At 71.0% G+C, this 12,452-nt stretch carries 14 protein-coding genes; 8 read left to right on the top strand and 6 right to left on the bottom strand.

Translation table 11 applies throughout. From position 1 onward, the window contains the following. Nucleotides 1–116 precede the first annotated feature (116 nt). Nucleotides 117–599, bottom strand: a complete 483-nt coding sequence (locus ACFVM3_RS07190) for an SAV_6107 family HEPN domain-containing protein (RefSeq protein ID WP_378436446.1) — start codon at nucleotides 597–599, stop codon at nucleotides 117–119. A 221-nt stretch (nucleotides 600–820) separates the two neighbouring features. On the opposite strand from ACFVM3_RS07190, the gene ACFVM3_RS07185 reads away from it, so the two are divergent. Further along, the gene (locus ACFVM3_RS07185) at nucleotides 821–1,351 is read left to right on the top strand and encodes a YbaK/EbsC family protein (RefSeq protein WP_378436444.1); all 531 of its coding nucleotides are present in this window, start codon (nucleotides 821–823) and stop codon (nucleotides 1,349–1,351) included. Next, on the top strand, nucleotides 1,348–1,911 hold the full coding sequence (locus tag ACFVM3_RS07180; protein ID WP_378436442.1) for a GNAT family N-acetyltransferase: 564 nt from the start codon (nucleotides 1,348–1,350) through the stop codon (nucleotides 1,909–1,911). Before ACFVM3_RS07185 ends, ACFVM3_RS07180 begins: the two co-directional genes overlap by 4 nt. On the opposite strand, the gene ACFVM3_RS07175 is transcribed toward ACFVM3_RS07180, so the two are convergent. The 3 genes from ACFVM3_RS07175 to ACFVM3_RS07165 form a co-directional block, all read right to left on the bottom strand. Beyond that, complete coding sequence (locus tag ACFVM3_RS07175) at nucleotides 1,908–2,789, bottom strand: DMT family transporter (protein ID WP_378436440.1); 882 nt, start codon at nucleotides 2,787–2,789, stop codon at nucleotides 1,908–1,910. The two genes, ACFVM3_RS07180 and ACFVM3_RS07175, sit on opposite strands and share 4 nt — an antisense overlap. A gap of 302 nt (nucleotides 2,790–3,091) precedes the next feature. After that, nucleotides 3,092–4,777: a DUF885 domain-containing protein gene (locus tag ACFVM3_RS07170; protein WP_378436438.1), complete on the bottom strand. Its 1,686-nt coding sequence runs from the start codon at nucleotides 4,775–4,777 to the stop codon at nucleotides 3,092–3,094. Between the two features lie 42 nt (nucleotides 4,778–4,819). Then, nucleotides 4,820–5,704, bottom strand: coding sequence for a methylenetetrahydrofolate reductase (locus ACFVM3_RS07165; RefSeq protein WP_219153413.1), 885 nt, complete (start codon nucleotides 5,702–5,704; stop codon nucleotides 4,820–4,822). A gap of 136 nt (nucleotides 5,705–5,840) precedes the next feature. Between ACFVM3_RS07165 and merB the strand changes: the two genes are divergently transcribed. Further along, nucleotides 5,841–6,518: an organomercurial lyase gene (gene merB, locus ACFVM3_RS07160; protein ID WP_378436436.1), complete on the top strand. Its 678-nt coding sequence runs from the start codon at nucleotides 5,841–5,843 to the stop codon at nucleotides 6,516–6,518. Here merB and ACFVM3_RS07155 read toward each other — a convergent pair. Together ACFVM3_RS07155 and ACFVM3_RS07150 are read right to left on the bottom strand one after the other, a co-directional pair. Further along, nucleotides 6,515–6,820 (bottom strand): AzlD domain-containing protein, encoded by a 306-nt coding sequence (locus ACFVM3_RS07155; RefSeq protein ID WP_378436434.1) that lies wholly within the window; start codon nucleotides 6,818–6,820, stop codon nucleotides 6,515–6,517. The two genes, merB and ACFVM3_RS07155, sit on opposite strands and share 4 nt — an antisense overlap. Further along, a complete protein-coding gene (locus ACFVM3_RS07150) occupies nucleotides 6,817–7,485 on the bottom strand; it encodes an AzlC family ABC transporter permease (protein ID WP_378436432.1) in 669 nt (222 codons plus the stop codon). The genes ACFVM3_RS07155 and ACFVM3_RS07150 overlap by 4 nt, the downstream gene beginning before the upstream one ends. A gap of 48 nt (nucleotides 7,486–7,533) precedes the next feature. On the opposite strand from ACFVM3_RS07150, the gene ACFVM3_RS07145 reads away from it, so the two are divergent. The 5 genes from ACFVM3_RS07145 to ACFVM3_RS07125 all read left to right on the top strand — a co-directional run bounded on the left by ACFVM3_RS07145 (nucleotide 7,534) and on the right by ACFVM3_RS07125 (nucleotide 12,428). Then, entirely contained in the window at nucleotides 7,534–8,082 is a 549-nt protein-coding gene (locus tag ACFVM3_RS07145) for a CGNR zinc finger domain-containing protein (protein WP_378436430.1), read from the top strand. A gap of 68 nt (nucleotides 8,083–8,150) precedes the next feature. Next, a complete protein-coding gene (locus ACFVM3_RS07140; protein WP_378436428.1) occupies nucleotides 8,151–9,242 on the top strand; it encodes a polyprenyl synthetase family protein in 1,092 nt (363 codons plus the stop codon). After that, nucleotides 9,242–10,717 carry a phytoene desaturase family protein gene (gene crtI / locus ACFVM3_RS07135; RefSeq protein WP_378436426.1) on the top strand — a complete coding sequence of 492 codons (1,476 nt, stop codon included), beginning with the start codon at nucleotides 9,242–9,244 and terminating at the stop codon, nucleotides 10,715–10,717. Before ACFVM3_RS07140 ends, crtI begins: the two co-directional genes overlap by 1 nt. Beyond that, nucleotides 10,714–11,643 (top strand): phytoene/squalene synthase family protein, encoded by a 930-nt coding sequence (locus tag ACFVM3_RS07130; RefSeq protein ID WP_378436424.1) that lies wholly within the window; start codon nucleotides 10,714–10,716, stop codon nucleotides 11,641–11,643. The genes crtI and ACFVM3_RS07130 overlap by 4 nt, the downstream gene beginning before the upstream one ends. Further along, a complete protein-coding gene (locus ACFVM3_RS07125; protein WP_125675761.1) occupies nucleotides 11,640–12,428 on the top strand; it encodes an LLM class F420-dependent oxidoreductase in 789 nt (262 codons plus the stop codon). The genes ACFVM3_RS07130 and ACFVM3_RS07125 overlap by 4 nt, the downstream gene beginning before the upstream one ends. Nucleotides 12,429–12,452 lie beyond the last annotated feature (24 nt).

Raw genomic sequence — 12,452 nt, 5'->3', positions numbered from 1 at the left:
CATGGTGACTCTGTCGAATTAGGTGAACCCGCGTCGGCAGGGCGCGACCTGGTCTTTCAAGTCACGAAGGCGGTAAAGGCGCTTTCCGGACAAACCGCGGCTCCGCCAGCAGGCTGCTAAGCCACATACGCCGAGTCACCCATCGGCAGGCCGTGCACCACCCGTCGCACCAGCTCCAAGAACACCGTGGCGGCCCTGGTCAACTCGTCCGCCAGCTCGACGGTGACCTTTCCGGTGATGCCCGCCTGCGCGGCGGCCCGCGTCGCCGAATTGGCCGCGAAGAACGCCGCCCATTCCTTGAGCTCGGGGGCGACGGAGTCGAGCAGCACCCAGCCGCTCGCCGGCCGGGCACGGCCCCGGTGCGGACGGCCGCGGGCCTCCAGTACCGCCGCCGCGCCCCGCAGCGCGGCGAGATACGCCCCGATGAACCGCTCCGCGGGATCGCTTTCACGCTCTGCTTCGGCGAGCCCCCGCCTCGCCTGTGCGTACAAGGAGACCGCCGCGGGTGGTGCCGGCGGGCGCAACGACATCGGCAGGGCGGGCTGCGTGGTGCCCCCCGGCCTCTCGGCTTCGTCGGGGGACACGACCGAAACGGACATGACGACCCTCCTCCTGTACGTGAGCGCCTGCCTGTGCCCGGCGCCGAGGCGCTTCCCCCGCCCCCGCGCCGGGCACCTACCGGTGCGCGCTCACCGAATGTCGAACGTCTGTTCGAACAACTCCAATGTAACCCCGAAGTGCCCCATTCCTCAACCCCGTACCGGGGTGATCGCCGCATGTGGTGCGCGACACGGCATCGGCCACGTGATCTCATAGGCGTATGAGCACCATCGACCGGTCCGGTCATCCCTCGGTGGCCAAGGTCGCGGCCGCGCTCGCCGAGGCGGGCCAGCACGCCGCCGCCGACGGGATCCGGATCCTCCCCGCCGAAGTCCGCACGGCCGCGCAGGCCGCCGAAGCGCTCGGAGTCGAGGTCGGCGCGATCGCGAACAGCCTCGTCTTCCGCGGCCGCACCGGCGACACCGAAACGGCCCTGCTCGTACTGACCTCGGGCGCGCACCGCGCCGACACCGCGCTGCTGGCCTCGCTGACCGGTGCCGACGAGATCGGCAAGGCGGACGCGGAGTTCGTCCGCGCGCACACCGGGCAGCCGATCGGCGGCGTCGCCCCGGTCGGTCACCCGAAGGCGTTGACCACCCTCGTCGACACCGCGCTACGCGCCCACGAGGTCGTCTGGGCCGCCGCCGGGCATCCGAAGTCGGTGTACCCCACGACCTTCGACGGCCTCGTCGCGCTGACCGGGGGCACTCCCGCGGACGTCGCGGGCGACGGGCAGGATGGGCGCCCGTGACCGCGATGTCCTCGGAATGCACCCGTTACGTCCAGCTGTCCGCGGACGAGTTCCGCGCCCGGCTCCCCGAGGCGCTGACCATCTACGTCAACGCCATGCGCTACCCCGAAGGCACGGCGGAGCAACGCGCGCCGATGTGGCTCACGCACGCGCTGCGCGAAGGCTGGCGCTGCATGGCCGCGCTCGACGCGGACGGCGTCCTGCTCGGGCTCGCCTACGGCTACAAGGGCCGCGGCGGCCAGTGGTGGCACGAACAGGTCCGCCACGGCCTGACCCGGCGTGAGGGCCCGGCCGCCGCCGAGCACTGGATGTCCGACTACTTCGAGCTCACCGAGATCCACGTCAGCCCCGAAAGCCAGGGGAAGCGGATCGGCGAGGACCTCCTGCGACGGCTGCTCGACGGCGTGCCCAGCGCCCATGTCCTCCTTTCCACACCGGAAGGCACCAGCCGGGCCTGGAACCTGTACCGGCGGGTCGGTTTCGTCGACGTGCTGCGGGATTACCACTTCGCCGGGGATCCGCGGCCGTTCGCGATCCTCGGCCGGACGTTGCCGCTCTAGGGTTTCGAGTACGCGACCGTGAGCGCGGCGATCAGCACCACCGCGCCGCACCAGCCCACGGCGCCGAGCCGTTCCCCGAGCACGGCCATCGACAGGAGCGCGGCGGTCAACGGTTCGAGCAGGGCGGACAACGCGGCCAGTACGGGATGCGCGCTTTCGAGACCGCGGAAGTACGCGGCGTACGCCAGCGCCGTCGGCACGACGCCGAAGTAGACGACGAGCGCGAGCACGTCGGCCTGAACCGGCACCGCCATCCCGAACCACAGCGCGGCGGGGGCGAGCGCGGCACCGCCGATCAGGCAGCCGAAAGCCGTGGTGGGCAAGGGATCGAGCCCTTCCACACGGGTCGCGGTGACCAGTGTCAGCGCGGCGAACCCGGCTGCCGCGAGCAGGGCGAACAGCACCCCTGCCACGTCGACCTCTTGTCCGGGCGTCCACTGCAGCAGGGCGAGCCCGACGAGGGACCCGGCCACGGACACCGCCGTCCACGCTCCGGGCAGGCGGCGGGTCCTGACGGCCGTCGCGACGGCGAGCAGGACGGGTGCGCTGCCGATGGTGGTCATCGTCGCGACGCTCACGGAACTCAGTGAGACCGCGGCGAAGTAGCTGGTCTGGAAGAGCGCGAACAGGCCGCCGACGGCGAGCAGGCGGCGACGGACCTCAGGGGTGCGGGGGAAGCCGCGGAGGCTCCCGGTGAGCCAGAGATAGCCGGTGGCGATCACGCCGCCGATGAGCAGCCGGTACGCGGCGACGCTCAGTGGATGGAGTCCCGCGCGGGACGCGAGCAGGGATCCGGCGAGGCCGCCGGTCCCCCAGAGGACTCCGGCGAGGACGAGCGCGGCCGACGATCGGGCGCGCGTGGGTACGGCAACGGACATGGGGAAACGCTCCTGCGTCTGTGTCTGTCGGAAAGGACGTCGACGACGCGGGGTGCTTCAGTGCAGCACGGATCGGCCGGGCGGCTGGAACGCCGCGCGGCCGGAGACACCCCGCTCAGGAAGCGGGGGGTGGGGTGACGAGAAAGATCCGGTGCACGCCAGGAACGTATCAAGACCTCGGCACCGGGAGCACGTGAATTGCGGCACGCGGAGGCTTCCTCCGGATGCAATGAACGGTCCTTTCCTTGCAAATTTCGCAAGGAAAGGACCGTTCCTAGCACTTCCGGGAGCGGGCGGCGGGCTCAGTCCAGCGCGGCCAGCATCTCCCGCAGCGTGTCCAGCCCCATCCCGCCGAGCGCCAGCGCCCGCGTGTGGAACTGCTTGATGTCGAACGCGTCGCCCTGCCGCGCGCGGGCCTCGTCGCGGGCGGCGAGCCAGAGGCGTTCGCCGAGCTTGTACGACGGCGCCTGCCCCGGCCAGCCCAGGTAGCGGTCGATCTCGTCGTGCACGTGGGCCGGGTCGGTGACGGTCCGGGTGAGCATGAACTCCAGGCCCAGTTCGGGTGTCCACCGCTCGCCCTCGTCGAAGCCGGTGCCCGCCGGGATCTCCAGTTCCAGGTGCATGCCGATGTCGACGATCACCCGCGCGGCGCGGAACAGCTGCTCGGACAGCATGCCGAACAGTTCACCGTCGTCGGTGAGGAACCCGAGGTCCTCCATCAGCCGCTCGGAGTACAGCGCCCAGCCCTCGGCGTGTCCGGAGGTGAACGCCAGCAGCCGCTGGTACTTGTTCAGCGACTCCGACTGGTCGACCGCGGTCGCGATCTGCAGGTGGTGGCCCGGCGCGCCCTCGTGGTAGACGGTGCTGACCTCGCGCCAGGTGGTGAACTCGTCCCGGCCCTGCGGCAGCGACCACCACATGCGGCCGGGGCGGGAGAAGTCCTCGCTCGGGCCCGTGTAGTACGCGCCGACGGTGCCGCCGGGCGGGGCGATCTTGCACTCCAGCGCCATCACCCGGTCGGAAATGTCGAAGTGCTTGCCCCGCAACGACTTCAGCGCGTTGTCGGACAGGTTCTGCATCCAGGCCTGGAATTCCGCCCGGCCGCGCACGACGTACTTGGGGTCGGCGTCGAGGACGGCGGCCGCCTCGGCGAGGGTCGCGCCGGGTTTGATCCGGCCGGCGACCTCGCGCATCTCCGTCTCGATACGGGTGAACTCGGCCCAACCCCAGGCGTAGGCCTCGTCCAGGTCGAAGGTGGCTCCGGTGAACAACCGCGACCACAGCCGGTAGACCTCGGCGCCGACGGCGTCCTTGACCGGCGCCAGCGGGGCGAGTTCGGCGCGGAGGAAACCGGCGAACTCCGCGTACGCCTCCTGCGCGGCGTGAGCGGCCTGACCGAGTTCGGCGCGGAGCTTGTCGTCGACGTCCTTCGCGCCCGAGGCCAAGGTCTCGAAGAAACCGGTCTCGTCCTTCAGGCCTGCCCACGTTTCGGCCTGTTCGGCGACCTTGCCGACCTGCCGCAACGCCGACACCCGGCCCGCGTCCGCGGCCGCGAGCAGCGAGGTGCGGAGACCGTCGAGCGCTTCGGGCACCCTCGCCATCCGGGCGGCGATCGTCGCCCAGTCCTCCGCGGTGTCGGTGGGCATGTAGTCGAAGACCATGCGCACTTCCTGCACGGGGCTTTCGATCACGTTCAGCACCGCGATGTCGAGACCCGCCTCGTGGATCTCCAGCTGCAACCCGATCCGCTCGGTGAACACCGCCTTGGCCGCGCGCTCGCCGTCGTCGGCGGGTTCGGCCGCTTCGATGTCGGCCAGCGCGCGGGCGGCGATGGCGGCCCTGGCCGCGTGCCCGGCGGGCGAGTAGTCGGTCAGCTGGTCGTCGTACCCGGAGATGCCGTACGTCGTCGCGGCGACCGGGTCGGCCGCGGCGTAGTCGTCGACGTACCGGTCACAGATCTGGTGCACCCTCAGCGCGGTTGAAGCCATGACCGGCACGCTACCGGGACGGCGTGCGACTTCGGTACGGAGTTACGCGCGCGCCGGGACCAGCCCGAGCCTGCTGACCACCTCACGCGTGGCCTTGGACCGGTTGAACGTGTAGAAGTGCAGGTCGGGGACGCCTTCGGCGATGAGCCGCTCGCCCAGTTCGGTCACCGCGTCGATCCCCGCGGCGCGGAAGGCCTTGGGGTCGTCGGCCAGCGGTTCGAGCCGGTCCAGCAGCCGCCGCGGCGCGGGCGCGCCGGACAGCTTGATGGACGTGTGCAGCGTCCGCGGCGTGGTCAGCGGCATGATCCCGGGGATGACCAGTGCCTCGCAGCCGGTGGCCGCCACCCGGTCGCGCAGGCGGAGGAAGTCCTCCGGCTCGAAGAACAGCTGCGCGATCGCGAAATCCGCGCCGGCGCGGAGCTTGCGCACGAGGTACTCGGTGTCGGCTTCGAGGTTCGCCGACCGCGGGTGGCCGTACGGGAAGGCCGAGACGCCGACGCAGAAGTCGCCGAGCGAACGCACCAGCTCGACGAGTTCCTCGGCGTAGTTGAGCCCTTCCGGATGCGGGACCCAGTCGCCGTAGACGTCACCCGGCGGGTCGCCCCGCAACGCGAGGATGTTCCGCACGCCGACGGCGGCGTACCAGCCGATGACGTTGCGCAGTTCCGCGACCGAGTGGTTCACGGCGGTGAGATGCGCCATCGGTACCAGCGTGGTTTCGGTGGCGACGCGGGCGATGCTGCGGATCGTGCCGTCCCGGCTGGAACCGCCGGCGCCGTAGGTGATCGACATGTACGCCGGGTCCAGCGGCTCGAGTTCCCGGATCGATTTCCACAGGACGGCCTCGTCGGCCGCGTCGCGGGGCGGGAAGAACTCGATGGAGAACACGGGTCCATCACCCTGCAACCGCTCGACCACCGAAGTCATTCCGCCATTTTAGGGGGGAATGTCCGCTGGCTGGGAGCCCCCTCTCAGGCTATGGGCGTGCGACTTCAGCCACGTACGAGCGGTTGCCGAGTCGAGCCGGCCTGGGGAGACTCGATGACGAGCACAGGGAGCCGCCATGAGCGCCGAAACCGACACCAGCTGGGATGAGGACGTCCGCGTCGCCGTCTACCGCGCGTTCGCCGAGCACCGGAGGCCGCCGACGGCCCCCGAACTGGCCGACGCCGCCCACGGATCACTCGCGGTGGCGAAACAGGCGCTGCACCGGCTGGCGGAGCGACGGCATCTCGTGCTCGACGAATGCGAGCACGTCGTGCTGGCGCATCCGTTCGCGGCGATCCCGCTGGGGTTCTCCGTGATGGGCGCGCACACGCTGTGGTGGGGCGGCTGCGCGTGGGACGCGTTCGCGATCCCCCATCTGGTCAAGGCCGAACCCGAGGTGCTGGTGTCCACGCGCTGCCGCGGCTGCGGCGAGCCGCACGCCCTGCTGGTGAACGACCGCACCCCGCCGCAGGGTGACCTGGTCGCGCATTTCCTGGTGCCGGTGGCGCGGATGTGGGACGACGTCGTGCACACCTGCGCCAACCAGCGCCTGTTCTGCGGTGAGTCCTGTGTGGACGGATGGCTGGCGGAAACGGGGCAGGACAAGGGTTACGTCATGGACCTCGCGACACTGTGGCGGCTCGCGGCGGGGTGGTACGAGGGCAGACTCGAGCACGGGTACATCCGCCGGGATCCGGCCGCCGCGGCCGCGTACTTCGACCAGGCCGGGCTGAGCGGCCCGTTCTGGAGCTAGACCAGGAAGCGCAGGGCGGCGGTGCAGACCACCCCGCAGAGGATCGCGGCGATCATCGGGACGCGCAGCGCGTAGGTCACCGCGATCGCGGCCAGTCCGGCGCAGAGTGTCCAGTCGACCCCGGACCAGGCCGGACCGGTCACGTCCGTGAGCACGAGTCCGGCCAGCAACGCGGGCGCGAGCAGCGCGATCACGCCCGCGACCCGCGGCGGCAGCGTCCGGTCGCCGAGCAGGACCGGCCCCGCCGCCTTGAACCCGATGCTGACCAGCGCGACGAGGACGATGGCGAGCCAGAGCGTCATCGCCGCGCCCCCAGCCCGACCAGCGCCGCGGCCGAGGCACCGATCAGCGCGAGCCCGACCGGGAGGAACAGCACCAGGACCCCGGCCAGGCAGACGGCGAGCGCCGCGGTCAGGACGGCCTGACGTGAACGCCGCAGCTCGCCGATGAGCAGGACCAGGATGAAGCCGGGGAACACGACGTCGAGGCCGAACCGCGTGACGACGTCGGGTGGCGGCGCGACCAGGACGCCGAGCACCGTGCCGAGCACCCACGCCGGCAGCTGGACGAGCGTGCAGCCGATGAGCTTTTCGCGGTCGAAGCGCCCTCCGCCGAGGTGGGCGGCGACCCACGAACCGTCGACGACAGCCTGGCCTTCCCACGCGCGCCGCAGCCGCCCGCCGCGCAGGTCCGCGGCGACGGCGGCGCCCATCGGCAGGAACCGGGCGTTGATCAGGGCCGCCGCGCCGACCGCGACGGCGAGGTTCCCGCCGCCCGCGAGCGCGGTGGCCATCGCGAACTGGGCCGAGCCGGAGAAGACGAGGATCGACGCGGCGATCGGGGCCGCGATCCCCCAGCCCAGCGTTTGGCTGTACGCGCCGAAGGTGACACCGAGAACGAAGGTCGCGACACCCAGCCCGAGCCCGATGCGGGCACCGGCCAGATAGTTCCGCCGGAGCGTTGTCATATCCCCGACTCTAACAAGCTAAACTACCTTTTGACCATTAGGAGAATCATGGACGGCCACTGGGACGGGTACGACAGCATCGGCGGAAGCGTGCCGTTGGACCTGGTCAACACCGTTTCCTGGCGGCGCGATCCGGCCAGGCGGGAAGACCGGCTTTCGTCTCCGGAACGGCTGTCCGAGTGGGTCGTCCTGGTCGGCGCGGGCACCGAACGGCTGGAGATCTCCGAAGCCGTCCTGGAGACGGTCAAGGCCTTCCGCGAGACGCTGTATCGCGTGCTCGTGTCGGATCCACCGGACACCACACCGCTGCGGAAACCCCTGCTCGCGGCGTATCGGCACGCCGAGCTCGCGCCGTCCCCGCCGTTGCGGTGGACGGTGGCGCTGACCGACGGCACCGCGTTGCCGCACTTCCTCGCGCTGGAGGCCGAGGAACTGCTTCGATCCGGTGATCTGGAACGGATCCGCGAATGCGAGGGCCCTGGGTGCGGCTGGATCTTCACCGACCACACGCGCAACCGGTCACGTCGCTGGTGCAGTTCGGCGGACTGCGGCAACCGGGCGCGGGCGAAGCGGCACTACGAAAAGACCCGCGGCTGACGTCTCGTTCGCCACATTCGAAGGCACCCGACTGGGTCACGGGGACGCGCTTCCCGGAGGATGTGCTCATGGACACGTCCGCCTACGACGCCGATCTGCCCGCCCACGTCGAGCGGGCGCTGGCCGGGTTCCTCGAGCGAGCCGGTGCCGAGATCCGCCGGACCGAACCGGTCGTCGGGGTCGGGATCGACGCGCTGGCCGGGTTCGTCCTCGGCGGCGGCAAACGCCTGCGCCCGACGTTCGCCTGGTGGGGCTGGCGCGGCGCGGGCGGCGATCCGGCGGGGCCGGACGTCGAAGGTGTGCTGCAGGCGGTGGCGAGCCTGGAGCTGATCCAGGCGTGCGCGCTGATCCACGACGACCTCATCGATTCCTCCGACTCGCGCCGCGGTTCACCGACCGTGCACATCGCGGGCGCGAAACTCCACGCCGACAGCGGCTGGCTGGGTTCGCCGAGCACGTTCGGGCTCGCGACCGCCGTCCTGGTCGGCGACCTCGCGCTGGCCTGGGCCGACGACATGTTCGGCGAGGCCCCGCTCCCGCCCGCGGCCCTCGCGGCGGCGCGGCCGGCGTGGCGCGCGATGCGGACCGAGGTGCTCGCCGGCCAGTACCTCGACGTCCGCACCCAGGCGACCGGCGACGCCTCCCCCGAGGCGGCGCTGCACATCTGCAAGCTCAAGACGGCCGCGTACACCGTCCAGCGGCCGCTGCACCTCGGTGCAGCGCTCGGCGGCGCCGACGACGCCCTGATCGCGACGCTGCGCGAGTTCGGCGACGAGGTCGGCGTGGCGTTCCAGCTGCGGGACGACCTGCTCGGGGTGTTCGGCGACCCGTCGGTCACCGGCAAGCCCGCGGGCGACGACCTGCGAGAGGGCAAGCGGACGCTGCTGGTCGCGCTGGGTCTCCAGCGCGCGGCCGAGCAGGGCAAGGACGCGGCGGCGAAGGTCATCTCCGACGCCATCGGCGACGCCCACCTGTCCGAAGACGCCGTCGAGACCGTGCGCCAGGCGCTGCAAGACGTCGGCGCCGTCGACGCGGTGGAACGCCGCATCGACGAGCTCACCGACTCCGCGATGGCGACGCTGGACCGCGCTCACCTGGCCGAACCCGCTCCCGCCGCGCTGACCGGGCTGGTCGTCAAGGCGACCCAGCGGACGTACTGATGCGCACCGTCACCGGTCCGAGTGACCACGTGGTGGTGATCGGTGGCGGGCTCGCCGGGCTGTCGGCGGCGCTGCACCTGCTCGGCGCCGGCCGCCGGGTGACCCTGCTGGAACAGGACAAGAGCCCGGGAGGCCGGGCCGGTCAGGCGGATTTCGGCGGCAACACCGTCGACACCGGCGCCAGCGTGCTGACCATGCCGGAGCTGCTCGACGAGGCCTTTTCCGCGGTCGGTGAATCCCTGGCGGACAACCTCACGCTGACCAGGCTCGACCCGGCCTATCGCGCGAGGTTCGCGGACGGCAGCACGATCGCCGTGCACACCGAGGCGGCGGCGATGGAGGCCGAGATCCGCGCGGCCGCGGGCCCGGCCGAAGCCGACGGCTACCGCAGGCTCCGCCGCTGGCTGACCGAGCTGTACGCGGTCCAGAAGGACCACTTCATCGGCGCGAACTTCGATTCCCCGCTCGATCTCGTCCGCCCGGAACTGGCGAAATTGGCCGCGCTGGGCGGTTTCGGCAGGCTCGGCCCGAAGATCGGCCGGTTCCTGCGCGACGACCGGGTGCGCCGCCTGTTCTCCTTCCAGGCGCTCTACGCGGGCCTCGATCCGGCGCGCGCGATCGGCGCGTACGGCGTCATCTCCTATATGGACACCGTCGGCGGGGTCTACTACCCGTCGGGCGGGATGGGCGAAATCGCGCGGGCCATGGCGAACGCGGCCGAACGCGCCGGCGCGGAACTGCGCTTCGGCACCGAAGCCGCTTGGCTGGAAAGGGTTTCCTCGCGGGTGCGCGCGGTGCGGACCCGAACCGGTGAGCGGATCCCTTGCGACACAGTGGTTCTGGCCACCGAACTCGGCACCGCGTACCGGCTGCTCGGCGCCCGCCCCCGGCGGCCGCTGCCGCTGCGGTACTCGCCGTCGGCCGTCGTCCTGCACGGGCACGCACCGGAGTCCTGGCCGGATCTGGGCCACCACACCATCTTCTTCGGCCACGCCTGGGAGAAGACGTTCTCGGAGATCATCCGCGAGGGCAAGCTGATGAGCGACCCGTCGCTGCTGGTGACCCGGCCGACCGCGACCGAACCGGGCCTCTCCCCCGGCGGCGGCCAGGTGATCTCGGTGCTGGCTCCGGCGCCGAACCTGCGCCGCGGCAAAATCGACTGGCGCCGGGTCGGGCCCGCCTATCGCGCGGAACTGGTGCGCACGCTGGAAAAGCGCGGACTCACCGGATTCGCGGACGGCTTCACCGTCGACGAGACGATCACCCCGGAGGGTTGGGCGGAGCGCGGGCTCACCGCGGGAACGCCGTTCTCGCTCGCGCACACCTTCGCCCAGACCGGCCCGTTCCGGCCGGGAAACCTCATGCGAGCGGCGGAGAACGTCGTACTGGCCGGCTGCGGGACCACACCGGGCGTCGGAATCCCGCCGGTGGTGATCTCCGGCAGGCTCGCGGCGGGAAGGGTCACCGGCCGATGAACGAACTCGACGCCGCCGGGATCACCGAGCCGTCGTTGCGGGCCGCGTACACCGAATGCCGCCGCGTCAACGCGCACTACGGCCGCACGTTCTTCCTCGCGACCCGGCTGCTGCCGTCGCGGACGCGTCCGTTCGCGCACGCGCTGTACGGCTTCGCGCGGATGGCGGACGAAGTGGTCGACAACCCCGCTCCCGGTATCGATCCCGCGGTCGCGCTGGACGAGGTCGCCGTCATGGTCGCTCGGATCTTCGACGGGGAAACACCCGCCGATCCGGTGCTGACCGCGCTCGCCGACACCGTGCGGCGCCACGGCCTGGACCGCGAGCTGTTCGACGCGTTCTTGAGGTCCATGGCGATGGACCTCAAGATCACCGAGTACGCGACCTATGCCGATCTCCGGGAGTACATCCACGGTTCGGCCGAGGTGATCGGCCTGCAGATGCTGCCCGTCTTCGGCACCGTCGTCCCGGTCGCCGAAGCCGTCCCTGGCGCCGCCGCGCTGGGGGAAGCGTTCCAGCTGACCAACTTCCTGCGCGATGTCGGCGAAGACCTCGACCGGGGAAGGCTGTACCTGCCGACCGAGGAGCTGGCCGCGTTCGGCGTCGACCGCGAACTGCTCGAATGGTCCCGCGCCCGCGGGCTGCCCGACCGGCGGGTGCGGCGCGCGCTCGCCGTCGCGGTGGCGCGGAACCGGGCGGTGTACCGCCGCGCCGAAGCGGGCATCCCGTTGCTGCGCCCGGAATCCCGCGACTGCGTGCGGACCGCGCTCGTGCTCTACGAAGGCATTCTCGACGAAATCGCGGCGCTGGGTTACGACGTGCTGAACACTCGCGCGGTCGTCCCGCGCCGTCGACGCCTGGGAATGGCGATGCCGAGGATGCTGGCGAGCGCGTGGAGCAACTCCAGGCTTAGGCTGCGAACATGACCTCTGCCGCGAACAAGAAGATCAGGATCGGCGTCCAGTTGCAGCCGCAGCACGCCGAGTACAAGGCGATCCGCCGGGCCGCTTCGGAGGCCGAAGACCTCGGCGTGGACATCGTCTTCAACTGGGACCATTTCTACCCGCTCTACGGTGAGCCCGAAGGTCTGCACTACGAGTGCTGGACCATGCTGGGCGCGTGGGCGGAGTCCACGTCGCGGGTCGAGATCGGCGCGCTGGTGACGTGCAACAGCTACCGCAACCCCGAACTGCTGGCCGACATGGCCCGCACCGTCGACAACATCTCCGACGGACGGCTGATCCTCGGCATCGGCTCCGGCTGGTTCGAGAAGGACTACGACGAGTACGGCTACGAGTTCGGCACCGCGGGCGGGCGGCTCGACAACCTCGCCGAGGCGCTCCCGCGGATCGAGAGCAGGCTGGGCAAGCTGAACCCGCAGCCGGTCCGGGACATCCCGGTGCTGATCGGTGGCGGCGGCGAGAAGAAGACCCTCCGCCTGGTCGCGAAGCACGCCGACATCTGGCACGGCTTCGGCGACCCGGAGGTCGTGGAGCGCAAGGTCAAGATCCTCGACCAGCACTGCGCCGACGTCGGCCGGGACCCGAAGGAGATCGAGCGTTCGGTCGCCGTCGAAGGCGAGCCCGAGGAGCTGGGCCCGAAGCTGCTGGAGCTGGGTGTCTCGCTGTTCACCGTGGCGACCGGCGGACCGGACTACAACCTGGACAAGCTGCGGTCCTGGATCGCGTGGCGGGACAAGCAGCAGTCCTGACCTCTCACCCACGCTATGAAAGGT

It is taken from the genome of Amycolatopsis sp. NPDC057786 (assembly GCF_042797905.1).
Lineage (GTDB): Bacteria > Actinomycetota > Actinomycetes > Mycobacteriales > Pseudonocardiaceae > Amycolatopsis.
Note: the sequence above shows the minus strand (reverse complement) of the source record. Positions and strands in the feature narration are given on the sequence as shown.

Excerpts from the sequence above, each read along its gene's own strand:
- ACFVM3_RS07150 (WP_378436432.1), bottom strand. The coding sequence starts at position 7,485 with ATGACAACGCTCCGGCGGAACTATCTGGCCGGTGCCCGCATCGGGCTC.
- ACFVM3_RS07140 (WP_378436428.1), top strand. The coding sequence starts at position 8,151 with ATGGACACGTCCGCCTACGACGCCGATCTGCCCGCCCACGTCGAGCGG.
- ACFVM3_RS07145 (WP_378436430.1), top strand. The coding sequence starts at position 7,534 with ATGGACGGCCACTGGGACGGGTACGACAGCATCGGCGGAAGCGTGCCG.
- ACFVM3_RS07130 (WP_378436424.1), top strand. The coding sequence starts at position 10,714 with ATGAACGAACTCGACGCCGCCGGGATCACCGAGCCGTCGTTGCGGGCC.
- ACFVM3_RS07155 (WP_378436434.1), bottom strand. The coding sequence starts at position 6,820 with ATGACGCTCTGGCTCGCCATCGTCCTCGTCGCGCTGGTCAGCATCGGG.
- ACFVM3_RS07190 (WP_378436446.1), bottom strand. The coding sequence starts at position 599 with ATGTCCGTTTCGGTCGTGTCCCCCGACGAAGCCGAGAGGCCGGGGGGC.
- ACFVM3_RS07165 (WP_219153413.1), bottom strand. The coding sequence starts at position 5,704 with ATGACTTCGGTGGTCGAGCGGTTGCAGGGTGATGGACCCGTGTTCTCC.
- merB (WP_378436436.1), top strand. The coding sequence starts at position 5,841 with ATGAGCGCCGAAACCGACACCAGCTGGGATGAGGACGTCCGCGTCGCC.
- ACFVM3_RS07125 (WP_125675761.1), top strand. The coding sequence starts at position 11,640 with ATGACCTCTGCCGCGAACAAGAAGATCAGGATCGGCGTCCAGTTGCAG.
- crtI (WP_378436426.1), top strand. The coding sequence starts at position 9,242 with ATGCGCACCGTCACCGGTCCGAGTGACCACGTGGTGGTGATCGGTGGC.
- ACFVM3_RS07185 (WP_378436444.1), top strand. The coding sequence starts at position 821 with ATGAGCACCATCGACCGGTCCGGTCATCCCTCGGTGGCCAAGGTCGCG.
- ACFVM3_RS07175 (WP_378436440.1), bottom strand. The coding sequence starts at position 2,789 with ATGTCCGTTGCCGTACCCACGCGCGCCCGATCGTCGGCCGCGCTCGTC.
- ACFVM3_RS07170 (WP_378436438.1), bottom strand. The coding sequence starts at position 4,777 with ATGGCTTCAACCGCGCTGAGGGTGCACCAGATCTGTGACCGGTACGTC.